The sequence below is a fragment of the Priestia sp. FSL R5-0597 genome (assembly GCF_038006305.1).
Lineage (GTDB): Bacteria > Bacillota > Bacilli > Bacillales > Bacillaceae_H > Priestia > Priestia zanthoxyli.
The window spans coordinates 5,025,251-5,046,168 of the sequence record NZ_JBBOUZ010000001.1; the positions used below are offsets into that span (position 1 = coordinate 5,025,251).

A 20,918-nucleotide genomic window follows, 5' to 3' on the forward strand; every position below is an offset into this window, starting at 1 on the left:
TCATTTTATTCCCTTCAAAATAGCTTGTAAGCGTTATTTCATCAAAATAAATAAGCTGCATGAGTTCATCATGCAGCCTTGCATTTAACGATTTACCTTTTGAATAAACACGACTTTGAGATAATCACCTGACTTAAATTCTTTTATTGTTTTAAAATCAGCTGGAAGAGAGAACTGCTCCATCATTTTGTAACGTTCCCCTTTTTCGTTAAAAGCTTTTTCAATAAACGAATGAAATTTTTTCATATCAAAATTACTTGCATTCGTCGAAGCTACAATGACACCATTTGGCTTTGTAAGAGCAATGGCTTCTTTTAATAAATCTTTGTAGTCTTTTGCCGCGCTGAACGTATGCTTTTTCGATTTAGCAAAGCTCGGCGGATCTAGCACCACAAGATCGAACGTCATATTCTTCTTAACCGCATATTTAAAATACTTAAAAACATCTTCCACAATAATGTCCTGTGCTTCGTGATCAATTCCATTTACACTAAATTGCTCAATTGTTTTTGCCAAGCTGCGATTGGCCAAGTCGACACTTGTTGTTTTCGCAGCTCCTCCAAGAGCGGCCGCCACTGAAAATGCGCCTGTATACGAAAACATGTTTAGAACGGTCTTTCCTTTTGCATATTTATCTCGAATCGTTTTACGGACGTCTCGCTGATCTAAAAAGACCCCAACCATCGCTCCGTCATTTAAATAAACGGCAAAACGAATACCATTTTCTCTTACAATTAAAGGGAATTCACCTTTATTTCCTGTGACAAAATCATCTTCTTCAATATACTGCCCTTTTACGTTGAAACGTTTTTTCTGGTACAGCCCTTTAAAGTTAGGCGCAGATTTTAAAGCTTCAATAACGTATTCTTTAAATTGATAAATTCCTTCACTATACCAACTCGTGACGTAATATCCGTCATAATAATCAATGATTAAGCCGCCAATTCCGTCACCTTCACTATTAAATACACGAAAAGCAGTTGTATCTTCAGACGCATAAAAATCGTGACGAGAGGTAATAGCTCGCTGAATTTTTCGTACAAAAAACGCCGCGTCAATTTGTTCACTTTTCTTCTTCGTCAGAATCCATCCGTAGCCTTTGTTTTGTTTTCCATAATAGCCTTTGGCTAAGAATTGATTCTTTGGAGTGACTAAGTTAATAATAACGCCTTCTTCTTGCAGTTTATGACCATCAACAAGCGCATCTTTTTCAATGAGTGGATAACCTTTATTCACTTTTTTAATAAAAGCTTCTTTGGCTATAACTTGTACTTCTTTTCTCATGTGTACACCCTATCTATTTAATTTAGTTCATTCTAGTTTTATCCATTTTACGAGAATAATCTACATTTATCTTAACATAGATAACCGGTAATGTTTCCAGTTACAAAATAGAAAAGCAGAGGATGCCTTGAAGCACCCTCTGCTTGATATGAATGAAAAATGAAATGTATGTTTTATGTTTTAAGATAAAAAATTATGAGCACTCTTGTCCAGTATATGCATCGAACTTAAGCGTCTGCTGCTTGCTTCCGCTCACTAAAGTCACCACGTATACAGTTATTGAGTTTTCTGTTATAAGCTCAATATGCTCTACTTTTCCTTCTTGATGTTTTAAAGCAAGAACTTTTACAGCGGTCTCCGTTAACGGCTGAAGCTTATCATGTTTTACATGTGTGATTTCACCCGAAACCGCATCGATTGTAACGGTGTATTCCGTATTATCTTTGATTATTTTTACTGTGAAAATCGCTGCGTTTTGATCATATTCTACCATTTTCACCTTACCTGCATATGTAGCCAATGCAAGATCTTTTGCATCTTGTCTCGTTAATAGCTTCACTTCTTGCTGAGAAGTATTAACTACTTTTCCTGTGAAAGCATCTAACGTTACCGTATATTGAGTGCTATCTTTAAGAATCACTGCGACATACTGACTAGCGGATTCTTTAAACTCTAGACTATATACGTAACCACTATATTGTTTAACAATTGCTTCTTTTATTTTTTGCTCTGATATTAGCTGCAGCTCTTTTTTATTCTCATGAATGACTTTCCCCGTTAGACCATCCACGGTTAGCGTATATTCTACTTTGCCATCTACTACAGTTAACGTATATTCATGCGTTTCTTTGTTAAATGTAATAGATTGAATCGCTCCTGTATACTGCTTAGAAATGGATTCTTTCACTTGATTTTGTGTCCATAACTTCACTTCTTGCTTCTTCACTACTTTTCCAGTGCTTGCGCTTACTTCTACGATTCTTTGCTCAAGGTTATTCGTTACAATTGTAATCACATACACACTTGATTCTTGCTTAAATTCCGTAGATGTGACTGTCCCGTCGCAATCTTGCAGAGCAATACCATTTGCCTGAGCTTGCGAGATACTGACATGTTCAGTTGTCTCTGCTTTCGCTGTCTTCATCTCTGCAGCGTGACTCGTTGTAATAGAGCTAAATGCAACTGCAGCTCCTAAAGCAGATGTAGACAATACTTTTGCCCATTTAATCATCCTTACATTTCCTCCTCCTTCACCATTAGACTTTCCGTCTATGGCGTTCTATCTAGTACGCCGTTCATTATGCAAAAGATTTCTGAGAATAAGACGAATAGAAGCTTAAAGTTAGCTGAAGATATAAGAATAGCTACTATTTTTCAGCTTGCTTTCAGCTATTATTCAGGGCTGTTTCAGATAAAAAAGCATAATAGAAAGTAGAGGAGCAAAGGAGTTTTCACCATGATGGATCAACTAAAAGGAATTAAAGTCTTGCTTATAGATGACGAACCAACTATTTTACAGTTTTTATCTTTAGGGTTAACGAATGAAGGATTTGATATCAAAGCTGCCCAAGACGGAATGGAAGGCATTAATATAGCCAAAGAATTCAAGCCTCATATCGCTATTGTAGATGTTATGCTTCCGGGAATGGATGGATTTGAAGTATGCCGCTTGTTAAAGAAAATGGGGAATATAGCTGTCATCATGCTAACAGCAAAAGATCAAGTGGACGATCGAGTAAAGGGGCTGACTATTGGAGCAGATGATTATATGGTCAAACCCTTCAGTTTTGAAGAACTTCTTGCGCGCATTCAAGCTAGAATCCGCAATCAATTTCCCAACTTATTAGACGAAGTATCCATCGGTCCATTTAAAATTGATGACCGCCGCAAAGAAATTAAATACCTTAATCACATACTTGATTTATCCCCTACTGAATATGCACTCTTAAAATTCTTAGTTATTAATCACGGTCTCGTACTAAGTAAATCCACCATTTTAGATCGAGTGTGGGGATATGATTTTGGAGGAGAAGAAAACATTGTTGAAGTATACATTCGATCACTGAGAGAAAAATTACAGGACCATAGCCGAACCGTTATTCGAACGCTTCGCGGTGTAGGGTACCGGATTGATATTTCATGAAGCACAAACGTTTCTTTCATTTGAACTCTCTTCGCCTTCAGCTTTTATCTAGAAGTTTACTCGTTATTTTGAGTTTACTGATGCTGATAGGCGTTTTTCAATACGTATTTATGAAGCAATTTATTTACACAAATAAAATTAGAAGCATCGAAGACCAAATTCACTTAATTCCCGATGATGTCTGGAAGCACGATATTGAAACAAGCCAGAATGTAAAACAATCATCAAGACCAATGGTTTATTTCCCGGGCGTTAATATTACCTTTATCAATCAAAAAAGCACCTTTTTACGGCTGGCTAAGGATCCACATCATTCTTACTTCCCTAAGCTTTCTGCATCTGCATACAAACAAGTAATGAAAAACAGCAACCAGCCGGACAACACGACGAGCCTCATAAAAAAAATGGATGGTCATCAAGAGCAAGTCATTGTTTTAAAACCCATTATCTTTGATGGAGAAATACAGGGAGTTATTCAAATTAATACTCCCACAGAATCATTAAGAGACCTCTTAATCAGACAAATGCTCATCTTTTTAATGCTTTCACTTACCGCAATGACCATTGCTTTTTTTGTTTTTTCTTCTGTTTTAAAACAGACGTTAGTCCCTTTGTTTACTACTACTAAAAAAGTGGAGCATATTAATGCCGGAAGCTTACATGACCGCTTGCCTGTTAATCAAGGACAAATCGAAATGGATCGCCTTTCTCTTTCTATTAATGAAATGCTTGAACGTCTTGAAAAAGCATTTAAAGCAGAAACAGAAGCCAAAGAACAAATGCGGCGTTTTGTTGCGGATGCTTCCCATGAACTGCGAACGCCGCTTACATCTATTCACGGCTTTTTAGAAGTTTTATTAAGAGGGGCTAGCAGTAATCCAGAACAATTAAACGACGCATTAAAAAGCATGTATGGAGAGTCCAAAAGACTGCACAAACTTATTCAGGATCTTCTGCTTCTTGCTCAGCTTGATCAACTTCCACCGTTTCAAAAAGAATACTGTTTTGTAGATGAGTTGATTTTAGATATGAGACCTCAACTCATACTATTGGCGGGGAACAGAAAGGTTTTATTCGACTTTCCAAGCCGTTTACCATCAGACATTAACAAAGATCAATTTAAACAAGTTGTTTTAAACTTATTTTCCAACGCCGTACAGCATACAAATCCAACTACAGGAGTTATTCAAGTGATAGGAAAAATAAATGAGAAAGAACTTTCGTTAATAATACAAGATAACGGTCATGGTATTCCTCAAGAACACCTTCCTCATTTATTTGAGCGATTTTACAAAGCTGATGCTTCACGCTCTCGGGCATATGGAGGAGCGGGCTTAGGCTTGGCCATTAGCGCATCTATTATAGAGCTGCACGGGGGGAAAATACATGTAGAAAGCAAATTGAATGCAGGAACTGCTTTTGAAATCGTATTGCCCTTGACATAAAAAAGACGATTGCCTTGAAGCAATCGTCTTTTTTATCAAATCAGCATACTTTTCCTGTTTGAGGGCTGATTTTTACAGTATGTTTTATATTGTCTGTTCCTTTGATCACAAACGTGTACGCTTGTTCACTGAATGAAACAGATTGAACCGTTCCTTTGTGCTGTTGAAGAGCAGCTTGTTTAGTTTGTTCTTGCGTAAACTTTACCGCTTCGACTTTGATTACTTTTCCCGTTTCAGCGTTTATTTTCACATGGTGATCTTTGTTATCTTTCCCGTGAATTAAAAATGTGTATACATCATTTGCATATGAACTCGATTGAATCGTTCCACTGCAATTTTTTAATGCAATTGATTGAACCTGTGCTTTTGTAAATGCAGCGCTTTGAATTTGAATCACTTTTCCACTTTGTGCATTGACTTTTACGTGGTGATCACGGCTATCGTTTCCATGAATTAAGAACGTATACACTCCATCGTTGAAGCCTACCGACTTAACCGTTCCTCCACAGTTTTTCACCGCTACTGCTTGTGCCTCACTTTGAGAAAAAGATAGTTTTTCAACCTTTACCACTTTTCCGCTGTGTGCATTTACTTTCACATGATGGTCTTGATTATCTTTTCCGTGAATTAAAAACGTGTAGGCGTTATTTTCAAAAGAAACCGATTGAACCGTTCCTCCGCAGTTCTTTAAGGCAATTGTTTTTGCTTGAGCTTGTGTATATGTGGCCGCTTCAGTATGAGCCGACGCTTTTGTTGAAGTAATGTGCTGACCGTCTGAAGCAAATGCACTTGTCATTGAACCAAGAGCAATAGCTGTTCCAATTGTGGCACCTCCCACGGCTTTTGCTACTACTGCTTTTCCTGCTAATACTTTTCCAATCATGATTATACCTCCGCGTAATTTCCAATGTATTTACAGCACAAGCTAAAGGTTTTAACAGCGGTCATTTATCAAAATAGCGCCATTGGAGTAACGTTTTTTTCTGCTAAAATACCTTTCACTTTTGCTGTACGAGCCAAAGCGCTTCTTGTCCTCTTTAGCTATGTGTTTATTGTAAGAGCGGAACATGAATTCACTATGAAGCCCAGCTGAATGCTATCTGAACAAATTCTGAAAGATAGCTGAATAACTTCTAGTTAAACTTGTCATCTAAATGTTCAACGTTCTTAACAACAGCTCAACAAATCCAATGCTTCTCTTCATATTTCCTCAACAATCAAATGATTTAATAAATGTATGAATACGATTTGGAGGTTATCAACCATGAAAAAACGAGTATCTCTTGGACTATCTCTCACTCTCTTAGCTTCTAGCGCCGCTTCTGCTTTTGCAGCAGAGCATCATCCAGTTCAACATCCAAAACAAATCAAAAGCGTCGAGTTTCAGCCAATGAAAGCACCTACTACGATTGAAAATATGATTAAAACGTATACAGAGGCCTCTGTAAAAGTAACGTATAAAGATGGAAGTGTGGAAGAAACGCCGCTTAACTATAACCAACTCTTTCTTTCAAAAGATAAAATTGTCGATAATAAAGGAGAATTAATCGCCGCAGGTACACCAATCGATGCAAACGGGGATCCAATTATTGACCGAAGCGTTCCTGATCAGCCATCACCGTACGTATCAGACGCGCCGGATTCAAACAGCTTTATTACCATTAACGGTAAGTCTTATATTATTTCACATTATGAATACGAATCTGTTAATAATGCTGGAAAAGAGATTTCCGGTCTTCCTGCTTCCATGACGCTTACACAAGTTGATCGAGATGATAAAACAGGAAAACTAACCGTCAACCATGCCAAAAAAATTGATTTTTCTAATGTAAATGGTTTGTGGACGCCGTGTAATGGCTCTACAACGGATTGGGGTACTCACCTCGGTTCAGAAGAATACGAGCCTGATGCACGCGCTTTTGAAGACCCTGCATCTAGCTCTTATAAAGACGTTACGAACTTCGCTAAGCTTTATTTCGGTGACACGTCAAAAGCAAACCCTTACTACTACGGCTGGATTCCAGAAATTTCAGTGGATGAAAGCGGCGATGCGTCTGTCGTAAAACATTACAGCACAGGCCGTTTTTCACATGAAATGATGCAGGTACTTCCAGATAATAAAACCGCTCTTTTTGGAGACGATGGGTCTAATACCATGATGTTTATGTATGTAGCAGATAAGGAAAAAGACTTCTCAGCAGGAACTCTTTATGCCGCAAAGTTTAAACAAACGAGCACAAAAAATGGAGGGAAAGGCGACCTTCAGTGGATTAAGCTTGGCCATGCAACAGACAATGAAGTGAAAACAATAATCGACAAAGGCACAAAATTTAGTGATATTTTTGAAACAGCCGACCAGCCTACAAAAGGATTTAAAGCAGTCAAAACCGCCGCAAGTAAAAAAGTTGAATATTTAAAAGTAAAGCCTGGCATGGAAAAAGCAGCTGCCTTTTTAGAATCACGCAGATACGGTGCGATTCTAGGTGCCACGTCTGAATTCAACAAGATGGAAGGACTAACGGTTAATAAAAAAGACAAAAAAGCGTATATGGCTATTTCTTACCAAAATAGTGCCATGCTAAAAGAGCCTGGTGCTGTACAAGATGATATTCAGCTTCCAAAATTAGAGTCTGGTGTGACCTACCAGCTGAACTTAGGCTCGCATCAAAAAGACCAAGCAAAAGGCAAGATTAACAGCCGCTACGTTCCTGCAAGTATGGAAGGGCTATTGATTGGACAAGACCTAGAAAAAGCAGATGCATACGGCAATACAGCGGATCCAAATAAAATTGCCAACCCTGATAACCTTACGTATTCAAATGACTTAAATACACTGTTTATCGGAGAAGACAGCTCACTGCACACAAACAACTTTGTATGGGCCTATAATGTAAAAACCAAAAAACTATCACGCATCCTTTCGGTTCCAGTGGGAGCAGAAGCAACAGGACTTCGTGCAGTAGAAAACATTAAAAACTCTCGCTACGTACTAAGCAACTATCAGCACCCGGGCGAGGACATCAGCGACAAAAATATTACCGCTGTTGATAAAGAAGAGTTAGCTAATGCAATGAAAGAAAGCATTGGCATTCAAGAAACAGGTGGTGTCGGATACATTTCTGGACTGCCTTCTAAGGACGGCGCTCCTTACAAAAAGCATTAATACGTAATGAAACCACGTCTGTTGTGAGTGACAGACGTGGTTTTTATATAGTAGAAGTTATTTATAAAACCGCTTATCGCAACCACAATTATGGTGAATACTTTATAATATCCTTAAAGAAAGTGCCTAGCCCCAAACGCGTTAGCATATTTATTGGTAAGTATCCGGTATATCCCTTCAGGCTCCCTTATGCCCCACTAATGCTAGATATAGAATTCGTTTCAATAAGTATTTCCAGCTAAACAAAATGTCTCGTTCCCTTGCACTTTTCGTTCCATACCATTAAAGTATATATTGGTTGAAGTTTATACTAGCATTCAACCTTATAAAAGAAATTACACTTTTTAATTTTGGGAAGATGTTTTCCCTAAAAGAAAGGGTTTAGATATAAGATGAAAGATAATTTTTGGCATGAGTTGCCGCGTCCGTTTTTTATTTTGGCACCGATGGAAGCTGTGACGGATGTCGTTTTTCGCCATGTTGTGACTGAAGCAGCGCGACCTGACGTATTTTTTACAGAGTTTACGAATACGGAAAGCTACTGCCATCCGAAAGGGAAAGATAGCGTAAAAGGACGTTTGACGTTTACAGATGATGAACAGCCAATCGTTGCGCATATTTGGGGAGATAAGCCTGAATACTTCCGTCAAATGAGTATTGGCATGGCAGAAATGGGCTTTCGCGGCATTGATATTAATATGGGCTGCCCTGTACAGAACGTTGCAGGAAACGGAAAAGGTTCTGGTTTGATTCGCCGTCCAGATACTGCGGCTGAGATTATCCAGGCAGCCAAAGCTGGAGGGCTTCCAGTAAGCGTAAAGACTCGTCTTGGCTATACGCAAGTTGATGAGTGGTACGACTGGCTGAAGCACATTTTAGAACAGGATATCGTGAACCTTTCTATTCACCTTCGTACGAAAAAAGAAATGAGCGATGTTGACGCGCACTGGGAGTTAATTCCGGAGATCAAGAAGCTTCGTGACGAAATTGCTCCTCATACGCTACTAACAATTAACGGTGATATTCCTGACCGCCAGAAAGGTCTTGAACTTGCGGAGAAGTACGGCGTTGATGGAATTATGATTGGACGCGGAATTTTCCATAATCCGTTTGCGTTTGAAAAAGAAAAGAAAGAGCACACAAGCGAAGAGCTATTAGAACTTCTTCGCCTGCAGCTAGACCTTCATGACAAATATTCTGAAGAACTAGAGCCGCGCCCTTTCAAACCGCTTCGACGCTTTTTCAAAATTTACGTTCGTGGATTCCGCGGTGCAAGTGAATTAAGAAATCTGCTCATGAGCACGGAAACGACTGATGAAGTGCGTGCATTGCTTGATGAGTTTAAAGACAGAGCTGGAGTGAAAGAAGACGAAGGTTTTTCTGTTTCTTAAATAAGAGCTCGTTTGCTTAAACTCAATTGTTCTATTTTATAGACGTTTGCTATTTATCCACATATGATAAAAGCTGAGGCAGAAGGTTCTACATTTCCTTCTGCCTCAGCTTTTGATGAAAAAATATCCACACGTTCTATTTATGATAAGGTTCATTTCGAATAATACGAAAAGCTCGGTAAATTTGTTCTACTAATACTAGGCGCATAAGCTGATGAGGAAAGGTCATTTTTGAAAAAGAAAGAGCTGCGTTTGAACGTTTCATTACTTCGCTGCTTAAGCCAAGCGATCCGCCAATGACAAACGCTACTTTACTTTTTCCGTAAGTAGCTAATGAATCGATTTCTTTTGCCAGTTCCTCGGAAGATTTTTGTTTTCCGTTGATAGCTAATGCGATCACGTGAGTATCATCTGAGATTTTCGCTAAGATGCGTTCTCCTTCTTTTTGTTTCACCTGTTCCATTTCAGATTCACTTAAGTTTTCGGGCGCTTTTTCATCTGCAAGCTCAATAATTTCTACTTTTGCATAGCTTGATAAACGCTTTAAATATTCTTCAATGCCTTGTTTTAAGTATTTTTCTTTTAACTTCCCAATGGTTATAATAGAGATATTCACAGGCTATTCTCCTCTCCTTTATCCCTTATCCACAGATATTATCCACATATCCACATGTCATATCCACATTTTGTATAAGAATATTAGTTCCCTACTACATATACAGCTTCATTGTCACAATATTCGCAGCTTTTTTTGTCAGTTGAATTTTCTATTTTTTCAAAAACCGGTGCTAGCTCAATCTCATCTACCATTACATCCAGCGCTAGTTCCGTGTGTTCTAAACAGCAATATATCTTCATGTATTTATCTTCCTTTCTCTATTCTTTTCATTAAAAAACCACAGGAGTTTATCCCCTGTGGATAACTTTTCTTTTACTTCATTTGACGAGTTAATTTTACTTCTGTGGATTTCTTTTTGCCATCACGATAGAACGTTACATTCATTTTATCGCCAATTTCTTTTTCAATGTAGAGGTGTTTGCGAAGTGTCGCAATATCCCTTACTTTGCTGTGATCTAGCTCAACAATCACATCATATTCCTTCAACCCAGCTTTAGCGGCTGGCGAACCTGGCTCGACTTTTAGAACAGCGACTCCGTTTACTACATCATGCGGTAACTTAAGGGTTTCTTTTAAATGATACCCTGATACCTCACTTAATGATAGTGTACTAACTCCAAGATACGGACGTCTAACTTCACCATGTCGTTCTAAGTCATTAATAATGGGCCTAGCCATGTTAATTGGTATTGCAAGACCAATGCCTTCAACTGCTTCTTGGGCAATTTTCATGGAATTAATGCCTATTAATTCACCATCAATATTAACAAGAGCACCCCCGCTATTGCCAGGGTTAATTGCGGCATCTGTTTGAATGACTTCTGATTGCCAATCAGGATTTCCATCGCCATTCAAATCTTGAGGAATGACACGGTTAACTCCTGAGACAACTCCTTGTGTAACGGATCCAGAAAATTGAAGGCCTAGCGGGTTTCCGATAGCAATCACTGGTTCACCAGCTTTAAGCTTATCAGAATTTCCGAAGGTAGCCACTTTTGTCACGTGACCTGCATCAATTTCAAGAACTGCTAAGTCCATTAAATCATCGCTGCCAAGAATTTTAGCTGATACCCTTGTACCGTTACTGAAGCTCACTTCAATTTCGTTAGCGCCTTTAATGACATGATAGTTTGTCACAATATAAGCTTTATTGCCTTGCTTTTTGTAAATAACACCTGAGCCCGTCCCGGCATCAGTTCGTTCATCATTCCAAAAGCTTTCAGAGTTCTGAATGTTTACAACTCCTACAACTGCTGCATTGGCTTCGGAAACGGCTTTGGTGACGGCCGTAGTAACGTCAAGAGATACTGACTTTTGTATCGTAGACCCTGTTTGTTCATCTCCGTTTTCATCATTCATCCATCCGTATGGCAAAATCCCGTTCCTCACCAAGGCTGGCATAAGAAGCAGTACAATAAGTGCACCTATAATAGCTCCAATCAGAGCAGAAGCGAAATATCCTCTGCGGCGTTTAGGCGGCCGACTATTCGGCTCTTGGCCTTCATCATAATGTTCCACACTATCACCGAACCCTTCATTTATCATCGTGAATGTCTGCATTCACGTACTAAATGAAGTTATTTTTCGCTTCCTTTCTAGAGACTATACATAAACAATATCAGTCGGTCTTTTTGGATCAGTATCACATAGAAGAATATTGTCCTCTACATTGATGTCTTTTTGTTGTAACACTTGCGCAACCGACATGCGGGCAATTTCCTTCATGTTATTGTCTTGACTCAAATGCGCCAAGTAAATGCGTTTGGTTTGATCTCCGATCACATCTGCCATTGCAAGCGCCGCGTCTTCATTTGATACATGTCCCACGTCGCTTAGAATTCGTCTTTTAATGCTCCAAGGGTAGCGCCCCATTCTCAGCATTTCAACATCATGATTGCTTTCAAATACGTACATATCACTATTTTTAATTGTACCTTTCATGCGGTCACTTACATAGCCGGTATCCGTAATAAGGGTCAATTTTTTAGACCCTTGATGAAAGACATAAAACATAGGCTCTGCAGCATCATGCGAAACGCCAAAAGACTCCACTTCCAATTGACCAAACGATTTCGTTTGGCCAATTTCAAAGTGAAACTTCTGTTCCGTATCAATGTTGCCGATCAAGCCGTCCATTGCGTTCCACGTTTTTTCATTTGCGAAAATAGGGAGCTTATATTTACGTGCCAGAACACCTAGTCCTTTAATATGGTCACTATGTTCGTGAGTCACTAAGATTCCTGATAAATCCGGGATATTGCGATTTACTTGTTGAAAGAGAGCTTCCATTTGTTTTCCGCTCAGCCCTGCATCAACTAGTAAGGAATGTTCTCCATCACTTACTAAAATCGCATTTCCTGTGCTCCCACTCGCTAGCACGCTGAAATGCAGGCTCATTTATCTCACTCCAAATACTTATTTATTTCCTTTTTTAATGATCTGTCCTTCAAAGGCATTTACAAAATAACTTGTATCTCCATTTACAACAATGTGCCAAGTTGGTGCTAAAACTTGAGAATTTAATAACGGCAGATCAAACGTATAGTATCCAAACTCTACGTTTGTTACAGAATCTTTCTTTTTCAATTCATCCTTCAAAAACAAATTTTCCAATGCTTTTAAAGGAGACAAAACATCCTGCTCATCATCCAACGTTTTCACGGAACCTAGCATCGTTTGTTCATATGAAACAATTTCACCTTTGTCATTTAAATGAGCAATGATCATGCCATTTTCATTGTCATAGATTTTGTGCTTTTTATATTGTTGAAAGAATGTAACTGTTTTTTTCTCTTTATTAACGTTCCATAGCTCATAATCTTCACCGGAGAGCACATATCGTTTCAAAAATTGACTTAGCTTTGCTTTTGTATTTTTTTCAGGCACTGAAAAAGGTTTGTCCAATACGCTTCGAATTGTTTTTTCCTCAAGCAGCGTTGCTTTTTGCTCTTTCAGCTTTTTTAAGTCTTCTTCTTTAAACAGCTTACTTTTAGCATTTAACGAAGAAGCTTCTTTCACATCTACAGGTAAATGTTTATATTCAATGCCTTCACTCGTTAATTGTTCTTCCACGCTCGACTCCACAAATAGAGAGTACTGATCTTCTTGATGAGTTTTAAAAATCTGATAGCCTAAGTAAATATTAAGAATCAAGAAAGTGAAAATAAAGATGGTTTTTGTTCTATTCCAATCCATCGTTATCGCCTCCTTCGGTCGGCGGTGCAATTCGATACCATTTGCTATTATAATAATAGAACCAAGAAGGAACGAGTTTGACAGAATTAGAATTAAACTCAACCGTCTTTTCGCCGGTTTTCGGCTGCTGTGACACTTCTTCTAGCTGATAGCCTATTGAAATATCTTTTAACAGATTCGGGTCAAAGTTTTGATGTTTTTCAATTAATTGAATCACCTTTTGAGATGACTGCAGCTTTTCTACACTCGAGTCCTGTACTCTTACAAAACGATAAAGAGGACGACGGTAATTTAAAATCTCCGCATTTCCCCATCTTTGATATATTTCAGTCATTCCCTGATTGCTGTACACTGGATAGTTATCTTTATAATAACGATAGCTAATTTCTTTTGTAATGCGATTCCAGCTGTTGAACCTGTAATTAGATTCTGTCCAGCCGCCGTGGTCATTAACGAAGCTAAAGCTGCGATTTATTAAATTATAATCTTCCATTACCTCGGTCGTGGAATTTACAAGATTCACATATTCCATCACATCTGTCTTCGTATTGACATTGATCACTTTTGTACCTTCAGTGTAGACATCTCGGTTTGTAGACGTTTCTTTCCGTGCATAGTCTGGGTTGTTAAAAAGCGCTTCTTTATATTTTTCAATATCTAAATGCCTCATGCTCGTATAGTAGACTTCACTATTCATCGTAATATTATTTTCCGGAAGGAAGATATACCGATTTTTGTTTTCTTTATATACAAGGCTCGGGGCATACGTACGCTTCATTTTATCTTCTAATTCTTTGATATCATCTTTGGCCAAATTCTTGACTGTAACCGAATAAATCTTTTTTTGCTCATAATTCACAAGATACACGCTCACGAAAAAGGAAGGTGTACGCTTAATTTTAATGAGTACACGGTCAAATGTTTGATTAGGCAAAGACGTTTGAGAAAATGAAAAAAGCTGTTGAAATGTTTTCAAAGGTAGTGCGTCTGGATACAGCACTTCAATAGAATTACTTCCATGGACATAATTTAAAAATCCATCAGGAGAAATAGCATCCGAAACGTCCGTCACATTCGAAAATTTCCACTTTTTCATTTCATTTACCCATTTGTTTACATCATCTTCATCGTGAGACATGTAGTGATTATCGTTTCGATGATAGAGAACTTCTGTTGGAAGAATATGATCTTCTATTTTACTTTTTGAACTAACTTCAACTTCTTGCAAATGTTGATTTTTTGAAATGACCTTATAAGAAGGCTGATACGTCCATATATGATACGTCATAATTAAACTGGAAGCGACGAGAACAACTAAGATGGCCGTTTTGATATGTTCATATCTCATTCCCATTCGTCATCATTCTCACTTTCAATCGGAAGAGTAAAGTAAATCGTTGTTCCTTTTCCTTCCTGACTATCTGCCCAAATGCGTCCATCATGTGCTTCAATAATTTCCTTGGCAATAGCAAGCCCTAATCCTGTTCCGCCTAATTTACGCGTTCGTGCTTTATCTACACGATAGAAGCGTTCGAAAATTTTAGCTAAATTTGATTTTGGAATTCCCATACCTTGGTCTTTAATGCTCACAACAATTTCATGCGTATGCTGAGCAATTGAAAATGTAATGGTTCCGCCTTCAGGTGAATATTTTATTGCATTGGAAATAATGTTATCTAATACTTGTGTAATTTTATCTTGATCAATAGCGACATAGATTGCTTCATTTGGCAAGTCGCGCACGAACGAAATACCTTGTTCAATTGTCATTTCAAAGCGATCAATGATGTAATGATAAAACTTCACAAAATTGATTGGGTCACGACTAAATCGGTAGTCTTGGCTATCTAGCTTAGATAATTGAAGCAAGTCGTTAACGAGACGAATCATTCGCTCTGTCTCCGTTTGCGTTACATTTAAAAATGTTGGAGCTAAGTCCTTATCTTGCCAAGCACCGTCTGCAAGCGCATCTAAATAACTGCGCATCGTTGTTAACGGCGTACGCAATTCATGTGAAACATTCGCTACAAATTCTCGGCGATCTTGATCAATTTTCTCCTGCTCTGTAATGTCATGCAAGACAATGATAATCCCGTTGATAAAACCGGTCTCTTTTTGAATAGCGGAAATGGTAGCTCGTAAAATAAAGGGATCCGATTTTGTACTAAAGTCCAAAATTAATGACTCTTGATTGGCAAGCAAGCTTTCAAACGTATGCGTTTCTTCAAGATCTAATAGGGAAACAACTGGATCAGACAAAACCGTTTCACGTGAAACATTTAGCATAGCTGCGGCTGGATCATTAATTAAAATTACTCTTCCCTTTCGATCCGTCGCAATAACGCCGTCCGTCATATGAGCTAATACCGAACTAAGCTTACGGCGCTCCCCTTCTGTCGTTGCCTGTGCTTCTTGAAGCTTTCTTGTTAAGTTGTTGAATGTGAGAGCTAGCTGACCAATTTCATCATACCCGTACACCTTAGCTTTTCTCGTAAAATTCCCTTTGGCCATCTCAAGTGCTTGTTTTCTCATTTCAGACATTGGACGAGTAATGGTCTGAGCTAAAAACACGCCTAAAATAGCTGTGATAAAAAGAGCAATCACCGTACCTGCCTTAAAGATCTGATTGATATTACTCATTTGATCGTAAACAGGCTCCATGGAAGCTGTTAAGTAAATAGCGCCTAAGATTTCTTCGCTAGACTGAACTTTTCCATTTTTATTAGTTGAACTTGATTGACTGGCACCTACTTTATCCTGTAAACGGATAGGCTGTATCATAACTCTGATTCGCTGCCCGCTTTGATCAACAAATACATTATCAGAGTTCGTTCCTGCTAACAACGCATTTGTAATCGCTAAATCATTAGTCTTTTTACCTATGATCTGTTGAGGATTTGAGTTCGATGTAGCAATGATTCTTCTATTTTGGTCAATGACTCTTACTTCAGAAATGTCATTCATATCATTTGAAGCTAAATTGGGTCTTGAAGCAAAATCTCTTAAAATAGTCTTTAAGTCTTCCTCAAGAGTCGGTGAATCATCATCACGATTTTTCACCATTTCTTGTCCAATGTTATACGTCAGCAAGTCTGTCCGCTCTTGAAGAGACGTTCGAAAGTTGTTAACTAATTCTTTTTCTAATTGTCGTGCAAAATAGACCCCAATAATTTGCATCGCAATTAAAATGAGCAGCACATAAATCAATACAAACTTTAAATGAATAGATTGCAGGAGCCTTACTTTCTTCATCTAAAATTACTCCTGCTCTGGGCTGCGTAAATAATAGCCTACTCCACGTCTTGTTACAATCCACATTGGATGGCTTGGATTATCTTCAATTTTTTCACGTAATCTTCGAACTGTTACATCTACCGTACGCACATCACCAAAATAGTCATAACCCCATACAGTTTGAAGCAAGTGTTCACGCGTCATGACTTGTCCAATGTGCTTCGCTAAATAATGCAGCAGCTCAAATTCACGATGAGTCAGTTCAATCGTTTCTCCGCGCTTAGACACAATATAAGCATCTGGATGAATAACAAGTGCTCCAATCGTAATTTCATTCGTTTCACTTTCTTCTGTTGGAACAGCTACCTGCTGATGTCTACGTAAATTAGCTTTTACACGTGCTAATAATTCACGCGTACTGAACGGCTTAGTTACATAATCATCTGCACCTAATTCTAGACCTAAAACCTTGTCAATTTCAGAGTCTTTTGCTGTTAACATGATAATGGGCATATCATATTTTTTGCGCACTTCTCGGCAAACTTCCATTCCATCTTTCTGAGGAAGCATAATATCTAATAAAATCATTTCAGGCTGTACTTCTTCCACTTTTTCAAGTGCTTCTACGCCATCATAAGCACAAAATACTTCGTAACCTTCTTTTTGCAAATTAAACTTTAAAATATCTGCAATCGGCTTTTCGTCATCTACGACTAAAATACGTTTATCCATGATCATCGTTCTCCTTTATTAGTTGAAGCAAAATATAAAAGATAGTATTCATACTGTTTGAATACCGTAGTTTTATTATACTTGATAACCCTTGAAACGTCACAAGTTCATCCTCTACTATACATGAAGATATATGATTTTCAACCATCTCCAAATACAAAAGTAATATATTACCATAAAAGAGATGCAAAGCAAATAACGTTTTCTTTTAAATGTAAATAAAAGAAAAAAGCATGACTTTAAATAAAGTCATGCTTTTTGATGGCTCGGGACGGAATCGAACCGCCGACACAAGGATTTTCAGTCCTTTGCTCTACCAACTGAGCTACCGAGCCAAAATGGCGGTCCCGACGGGAATCGAACCCGCGATCTCCTGCGTGACAGGCAGGCATGTTAACCGCTACACCACGGGACCTCAGTCTATATGCTATGTATTAAAAATATTAAAAATGACCCGTACGGGATTCGAACCCGTGTTACCGCCGTGAAAGGGCGGTGTCTTAACCGCTTGACCAACGGGCCACGTTGTAACAAAAGTGAGCCATGAAGGACTCGAACCTTCGACCCTCTGATTAAAAGTCAGATGCTCTACCAACTGAGCTAATGGCTCATGTTATATCTCTTAGCGACGCTTATTATAATAACATGATATTTCATATAAATGCAATAGTTTTTTTAAAACTTTCTTTTTATTATTGAGCTTTTTTTAAAAGTCTTGTTAAAAAAGCACCAATTATAAATAAAAAAGGTTAGCTCACGAAGAGCTAACTCTTTTTATTTAGCTATATACACCACGTAATACATTTGTTTGTGTACGATCTGGACCTACAGAGAAAATAGATAAAGGAATACCTGTTAATTGAGACACGCGCTCTAAGTAGTGGCGAGCGTTATCAGGTAACTCATCTAATGTTTTCACACCCGTGATATCTTCTGTCCAACCTGGAAGCTCTTCATATACAGGTTCGCATTCTGCAAGTGTTTTTAAGCTAGCAGGGAATTCTTCCATAACTTCCCCTTTATAACGGTAAGCTACACAAATCTTTAATGTCTCAATTCCCGTTAATACATCAATTGAGTTTAAAGATAAGTCTGTGATTCCGCTAACGCGGCGAGCATGACGTACAACTACACTGTCAAACCAACCTACACGGCGAGGACGACCAGTTGTTGTACCATATTCACGTCCTACTTCACGGATTTGATCACCGATTTCGTTTGTTAATTCAGTTGGGAAAGGACCGTCACCAACACGAGTTGTATAGGCTTTTGATACACCTACAACGTGTTTGATTTTAGATGGACCTACACCAGAACCAATTGTTACTCCACCCGCTACTGGGTTTGAAGATGTAACAAATGGATATGTTCCTTGGTCGATATCTAACATAACACCTTGTGCGCCTTCAAATAGTACACGACGTCCTTCGTCTAACGCATCATTTAATACTACTGATGTATCAACAACATATTTTGCAACTTGTTGACCATACTCATAGTACTCATCTAAAATTTCTTCTAATGTAAAGCCTTCTACTTCATACATTTTTTCAAGAAGGCGATTCTTTTCAGCTAAGTTTTGTGTTAATTTTGCTTCAAATACTTCACGGTCTAGTAAATCGGCAATTCGAATACCAACACGTGCTGCTTTATCCATATAAGCTGGTCCAATACCTTTTTTCGTTGTACCAATCTTATTTTCACCTTTACGTTCTTCTTCAACTTCATCTAATTTTAAATGATATGGAAGAATCACATGAGCTCGGTTACTAATACGTAAGTTTTCTGTTGTTACACCGCGATCATGTAAGTATTTTAATTCTTGAACAAGTGCTTTTGGATCAACAACCATACCGTTTCCAATTACACACGTTTTGTCATTATAAAAAATACCTGAAGGAATTAAATGTAACTTATAAGTTTCACCATTAAACTTAATTGTGTGACCTGCATTGTTCCCACCTTGGTAACGTGCAATCACTTCTGCATTTTCTGATAGGAAGTCTGTAATCTTCCCTTTTCCTTCATCTCCCCATTGTGTTCCTACTACAACGACTGAAGACATATCTTAAGCACCTCCGCTTAGTAAGCAACAGCTCACTACGACATAATTTAACCATGGATAAGTGTATCAATTTATCACACTAAAGTCAATTAAATCCGAACGATTTAACAAAAGTTATTACAAATATATCGTATTTTGCGGAACGAATGCGATAACAATAAAATAAAACCTCTCATATTGAGAGGTTTTATGCACCAGGCGGCACTCCTGCGTCATCAAAGCGCCGCTCGAGATTAACGAATTTATTGTATTCTTTTACAAAGGCAAGCTGTACGGTTCCAACTGGACCGTTACGCTGCTTGGCTATAATAATCTCGATAATATTTTGATTTTCTGTGTCTTTTTCATAATAGTCTTCACGATATAAGAAAGCTACGATATCGGCATCCTGCTCAATACTTCCGGATTCACGAATATCAGACATCATCGGTCGCTTATCTTGTCTCTGCTCTACGCCACGGGAAAGCTGTGATAAGGCGATAACAGGAACTTCTAATTCACGGGCTAAAGCTTTTAACGCACGCGAAATTTCAGATACTTCCTGCTGTCGGTTTTCTCCGCTTCGTCCATTACCTTGAATAAGCTGTAAGTAGTCAATTAAAATCATCCCAAGTCCGCCTTCTTGTTTCAAGCGACGACACTTAGAACGAATTTCACCTACTCGAATACCCGGTGTATCATCAATATAAATCCCTGCATTGGACAAAGATCCCATTGCCATCGTGAGCTTTCCCCAGTCATCGGCTGTAAGCGAGCCTGTACGCAGCCTTTGTGCATCAATATTTCCTTCGGCACACAGCATCCTCATAACAAGCTGCTGAGCACCCATCTCTAAACTGAATATTGCTACGTTCTCATCCGTTTTCGTTGCAACGTTTTGCGCAATATTTAAGGCAAAAGCCGTTTTACCTACCGATGGACGGGCCGCTACAATGATTAAATCATTTCGTTGGAACCCTGCTGTCATTCTATCTAAATCACTAAACCCAGTTGGGATACCTGTAATGTCACCTTTTCGATTGTGAAGAACTTCGATATCATCGTACGTTTGTACAAGTACATCTTTGATATTTTGAAACACACCGCTGTTTTTACGCTGTGCTACTTCTAAAATGTTTTTTTCCGCTTCATTTAATAAAACTTCCACTTCGTCTTCCCTTGCATATCCTTCTGAAGCAATATGCGTTGCAGTACGAATTAGACGGCGTAAAATCGACTTTTCTTCTACGATTTTACCGTAATACTCTACGTTTGCAGCCGTTGGAACAGAGTTAGCTAAATCACTTAAATACGATACGCCGCCAACTTCTTCTAAGATTTTTTGATCAGCTAATTCAGACGTTACCGTTACCAAATCAACCGGTTCACCTTGGTCAGAAAGTTTCAGCATACATGTAAAGATTTTCTGGTGCGATGCCCGGTAAAAATCTTCAGGTATCAGCAGTTCAGATGCTAAGGTTAAAGAAGAAGGCTCTAAGAAAATGGCCCCTAATAGCGCTTGCTCTGCTTCAATATTCTGAGGCGGAAGACGATCAGCAAAAAGATCACTCATATTTCTATGCCCCTCTTATATTCTTTCATATTTTCTTTCATCATAAATGTTGGCGCGAACAAATACAAGTCCGCGCCAACCCTTTATATTATTTA

The 20,918-nt window shown here is 38.4% G+C and carries 17 protein-coding genes and 4 tRNA genes; 4 read left to right on the forward strand and 17 right to left on the reverse strand.

What is annotated here, in order from left to right; translation table 11 throughout:
- Window positions 1-84 precede the first annotated feature (84 nt).
- The gene (locus tag MKX72_RS26465) at window positions 85-1,284 is read right to left on the reverse strand and encodes a class I SAM-dependent rRNA methyltransferase (protein ID WP_033580367.1); all 1,200 of its coding nucleotides are present in this window, start codon (window positions 1,282-1,284) and stop codon (window positions 85-87) included.
- Between the two features lie 193 nt (window positions 1,285-1,477).
- Entirely contained in the window at window positions 1,478-2,515 is a 1,038-nt protein-coding gene (locus tag MKX72_RS26470) for a PepSY domain-containing protein (protein ID WP_155008454.1), read from the reverse strand.
- 228 nt (window positions 2,516-2,743) lie between these two features.
- Between MKX72_RS26470 and MKX72_RS26475 the strand changes: the two genes are divergently transcribed.
- Both MKX72_RS26475 and MKX72_RS26480 read left to right on the forward strand, forming a co-directional pair.
- Complete coding sequence (locus MKX72_RS26475; protein ID WP_028409748.1) at window positions 2,744-3,427, forward strand: response regulator transcription factor; 684 nt, start codon at window positions 2,744-2,746, stop codon at window positions 3,425-3,427.
- Entirely contained in the window at window positions 3,424-4,872 is a 1,449-nt protein-coding gene (locus MKX72_RS26480; protein ID WP_049166320.1) for a sensor histidine kinase, read from the forward strand. The genes MKX72_RS26475 and MKX72_RS26480 overlap by 4 nt, the downstream gene beginning before the upstream one ends.
- A gap of 40 nt (window positions 4,873-4,912) precedes the next feature.
- Here MKX72_RS26480 and MKX72_RS26485 read toward each other — a convergent pair whose 3' ends face one another.
- The gene (locus tag MKX72_RS26485) at window positions 4,913-5,755 is read right to left on the reverse strand and encodes a PepSY domain-containing protein (protein ID WP_049166321.1); all 843 of its coding nucleotides are present in this window, start codon (window positions 5,753-5,755) and stop codon (window positions 4,913-4,915) included.
- Between the two features lie 381 nt (window positions 5,756-6,136).
- On the opposite strand from MKX72_RS26485, the gene MKX72_RS26490 reads away from it, so the two are divergent.
- Both MKX72_RS26490 and MKX72_RS26495 read left to right on the forward strand, forming a co-directional pair.
- Window positions 6,137-8,035: a PhoX family protein gene (locus tag MKX72_RS26490; protein ID WP_033580363.1), complete on the forward strand. Its 1,899-nt coding sequence runs from the start codon at window positions 6,137-6,139 to the stop codon at window positions 8,033-8,035.
- A gap of 392 nt (window positions 8,036-8,427) precedes the next feature.
- Window positions 8,428-9,426, forward strand: a complete 999-nt coding sequence (locus tag MKX72_RS26495; protein ID WP_014457691.1) for a tRNA dihydrouridine synthase — start codon at window positions 8,428-8,430, stop codon at window positions 9,424-9,426.
- A gap of 136 nt (window positions 9,427-9,562) precedes the next feature.
- Here the strand turns inward: MKX72_RS26495 and rlmH are convergent, their stop codons facing one another.
- From rlmH to dnaB, 14 genes are all read right to left on the reverse strand, one after another.
- Window positions 9,563-10,042 carry a 23S rRNA (pseudouridine(1915)-N(3))-methyltransferase RlmH gene (gene rlmH / locus MKX72_RS26500; RefSeq protein ID WP_028411923.1) on the reverse strand — a complete coding sequence of 160 codons (480 nt, stop codon included), beginning with the start codon at window positions 10,040-10,042 and terminating at the stop codon, window positions 9,563-9,565.
- 83 nt (window positions 10,043-10,125) lie between these two features.
- A complete protein-coding gene (locus MKX72_RS26505) occupies window positions 10,126-10,284 on the reverse strand; it encodes a CxxH/CxxC protein (RefSeq protein ID WP_013059901.1) in 159 nt (52 codons plus the stop codon).
- Between the two features lie 73 nt (window positions 10,285-10,357).
- Window positions 10,358-11,590, reverse strand: coding sequence for a S1C family serine protease (locus MKX72_RS26510; RefSeq protein ID WP_155008453.1), 1,233 nt, complete (start codon window positions 11,588-11,590; stop codon window positions 10,358-10,360).
- 57 nt (window positions 11,591-11,647) lie between these two features.
- Window positions 11,648-12,442, reverse strand: a complete 795-nt coding sequence (locus MKX72_RS26515) for an MBL fold metallo-hydrolase (RefSeq protein ID WP_014457688.1) — start codon at window positions 12,440-12,442, stop codon at window positions 11,648-11,650.
- 18 nt (window positions 12,443-12,460) lie between these two features.
- Window positions 12,461-13,240: a two-component system regulatory protein YycI gene (locus MKX72_RS26520; RefSeq protein ID WP_033580359.1), complete on the reverse strand. Its 780-nt coding sequence runs from the start codon at window positions 13,238-13,240 to the stop codon at window positions 12,461-12,463.
- Window positions 13,227-14,594, reverse strand: coding sequence for a YycH family regulatory protein (locus MKX72_RS26525; RefSeq protein WP_028411920.1), 1,368 nt, complete (start codon window positions 14,592-14,594; stop codon window positions 13,227-13,229). Before MKX72_RS26525 ends, MKX72_RS26520 begins: the two co-directional genes overlap by 14 nt.
- Window positions 14,585-16,492 carry a cell wall metabolism sensor histidine kinase WalK gene (walK, locus tag MKX72_RS26530; RefSeq protein ID WP_033580358.1) on the reverse strand — a complete coding sequence of 636 codons (1,908 nt, stop codon included), beginning with the start codon at window positions 16,490-16,492 and terminating at the stop codon, window positions 14,585-14,587. Before walK ends, MKX72_RS26525 begins: the two co-directional genes overlap by 10 nt.
- Before the next feature lie 6 nt (window positions 16,493-16,498).
- Window positions 16,499-17,206 (reverse strand): response regulator YycF, encoded by a 708-nt coding sequence (gene yycF, locus MKX72_RS26535; protein WP_013085552.1) that lies wholly within the window; start codon window positions 17,204-17,206, stop codon window positions 16,499-16,501.
- Between the two features lie 262 nt (window positions 17,207-17,468).
- Window positions 17,469-17,541 (reverse strand) — tRNA-Phe (locus tag MKX72_RS26540).
- A 4-nt stretch (window positions 17,542-17,545) separates the two neighbouring features.
- A tRNA-Asp gene (locus MKX72_RS26545) sits at window positions 17,546-17,621 on the reverse strand.
- 35 nt (window positions 17,622-17,656) lie between these two features.
- Window positions 17,657-17,728, reverse strand: a tRNA-Glu gene (locus MKX72_RS26550).
- 15 nt (window positions 17,729-17,743) lie between these two features.
- A tRNA-Lys gene (locus MKX72_RS26555) sits at window positions 17,744-17,816 on the reverse strand.
- A gap of 168 nt (window positions 17,817-17,984) precedes the next feature.
- Entirely contained in the window at window positions 17,985-19,271 is a 1,287-nt protein-coding gene (locus tag MKX72_RS26560; RefSeq protein WP_013085553.1) for an adenylosuccinate synthase, read from the reverse strand.
- 187 nt (window positions 19,272-19,458) lie between these two features.
- On the reverse strand, window positions 19,459-20,823 hold the full coding sequence (gene dnaB, locus MKX72_RS26565) for a replicative DNA helicase (RefSeq protein WP_013059909.1): 1,365 nt from the start codon (window positions 20,821-20,823) through the stop codon (window positions 19,459-19,461).
- Window positions 20,824-20,918: the final 95 nt, after the last annotated feature.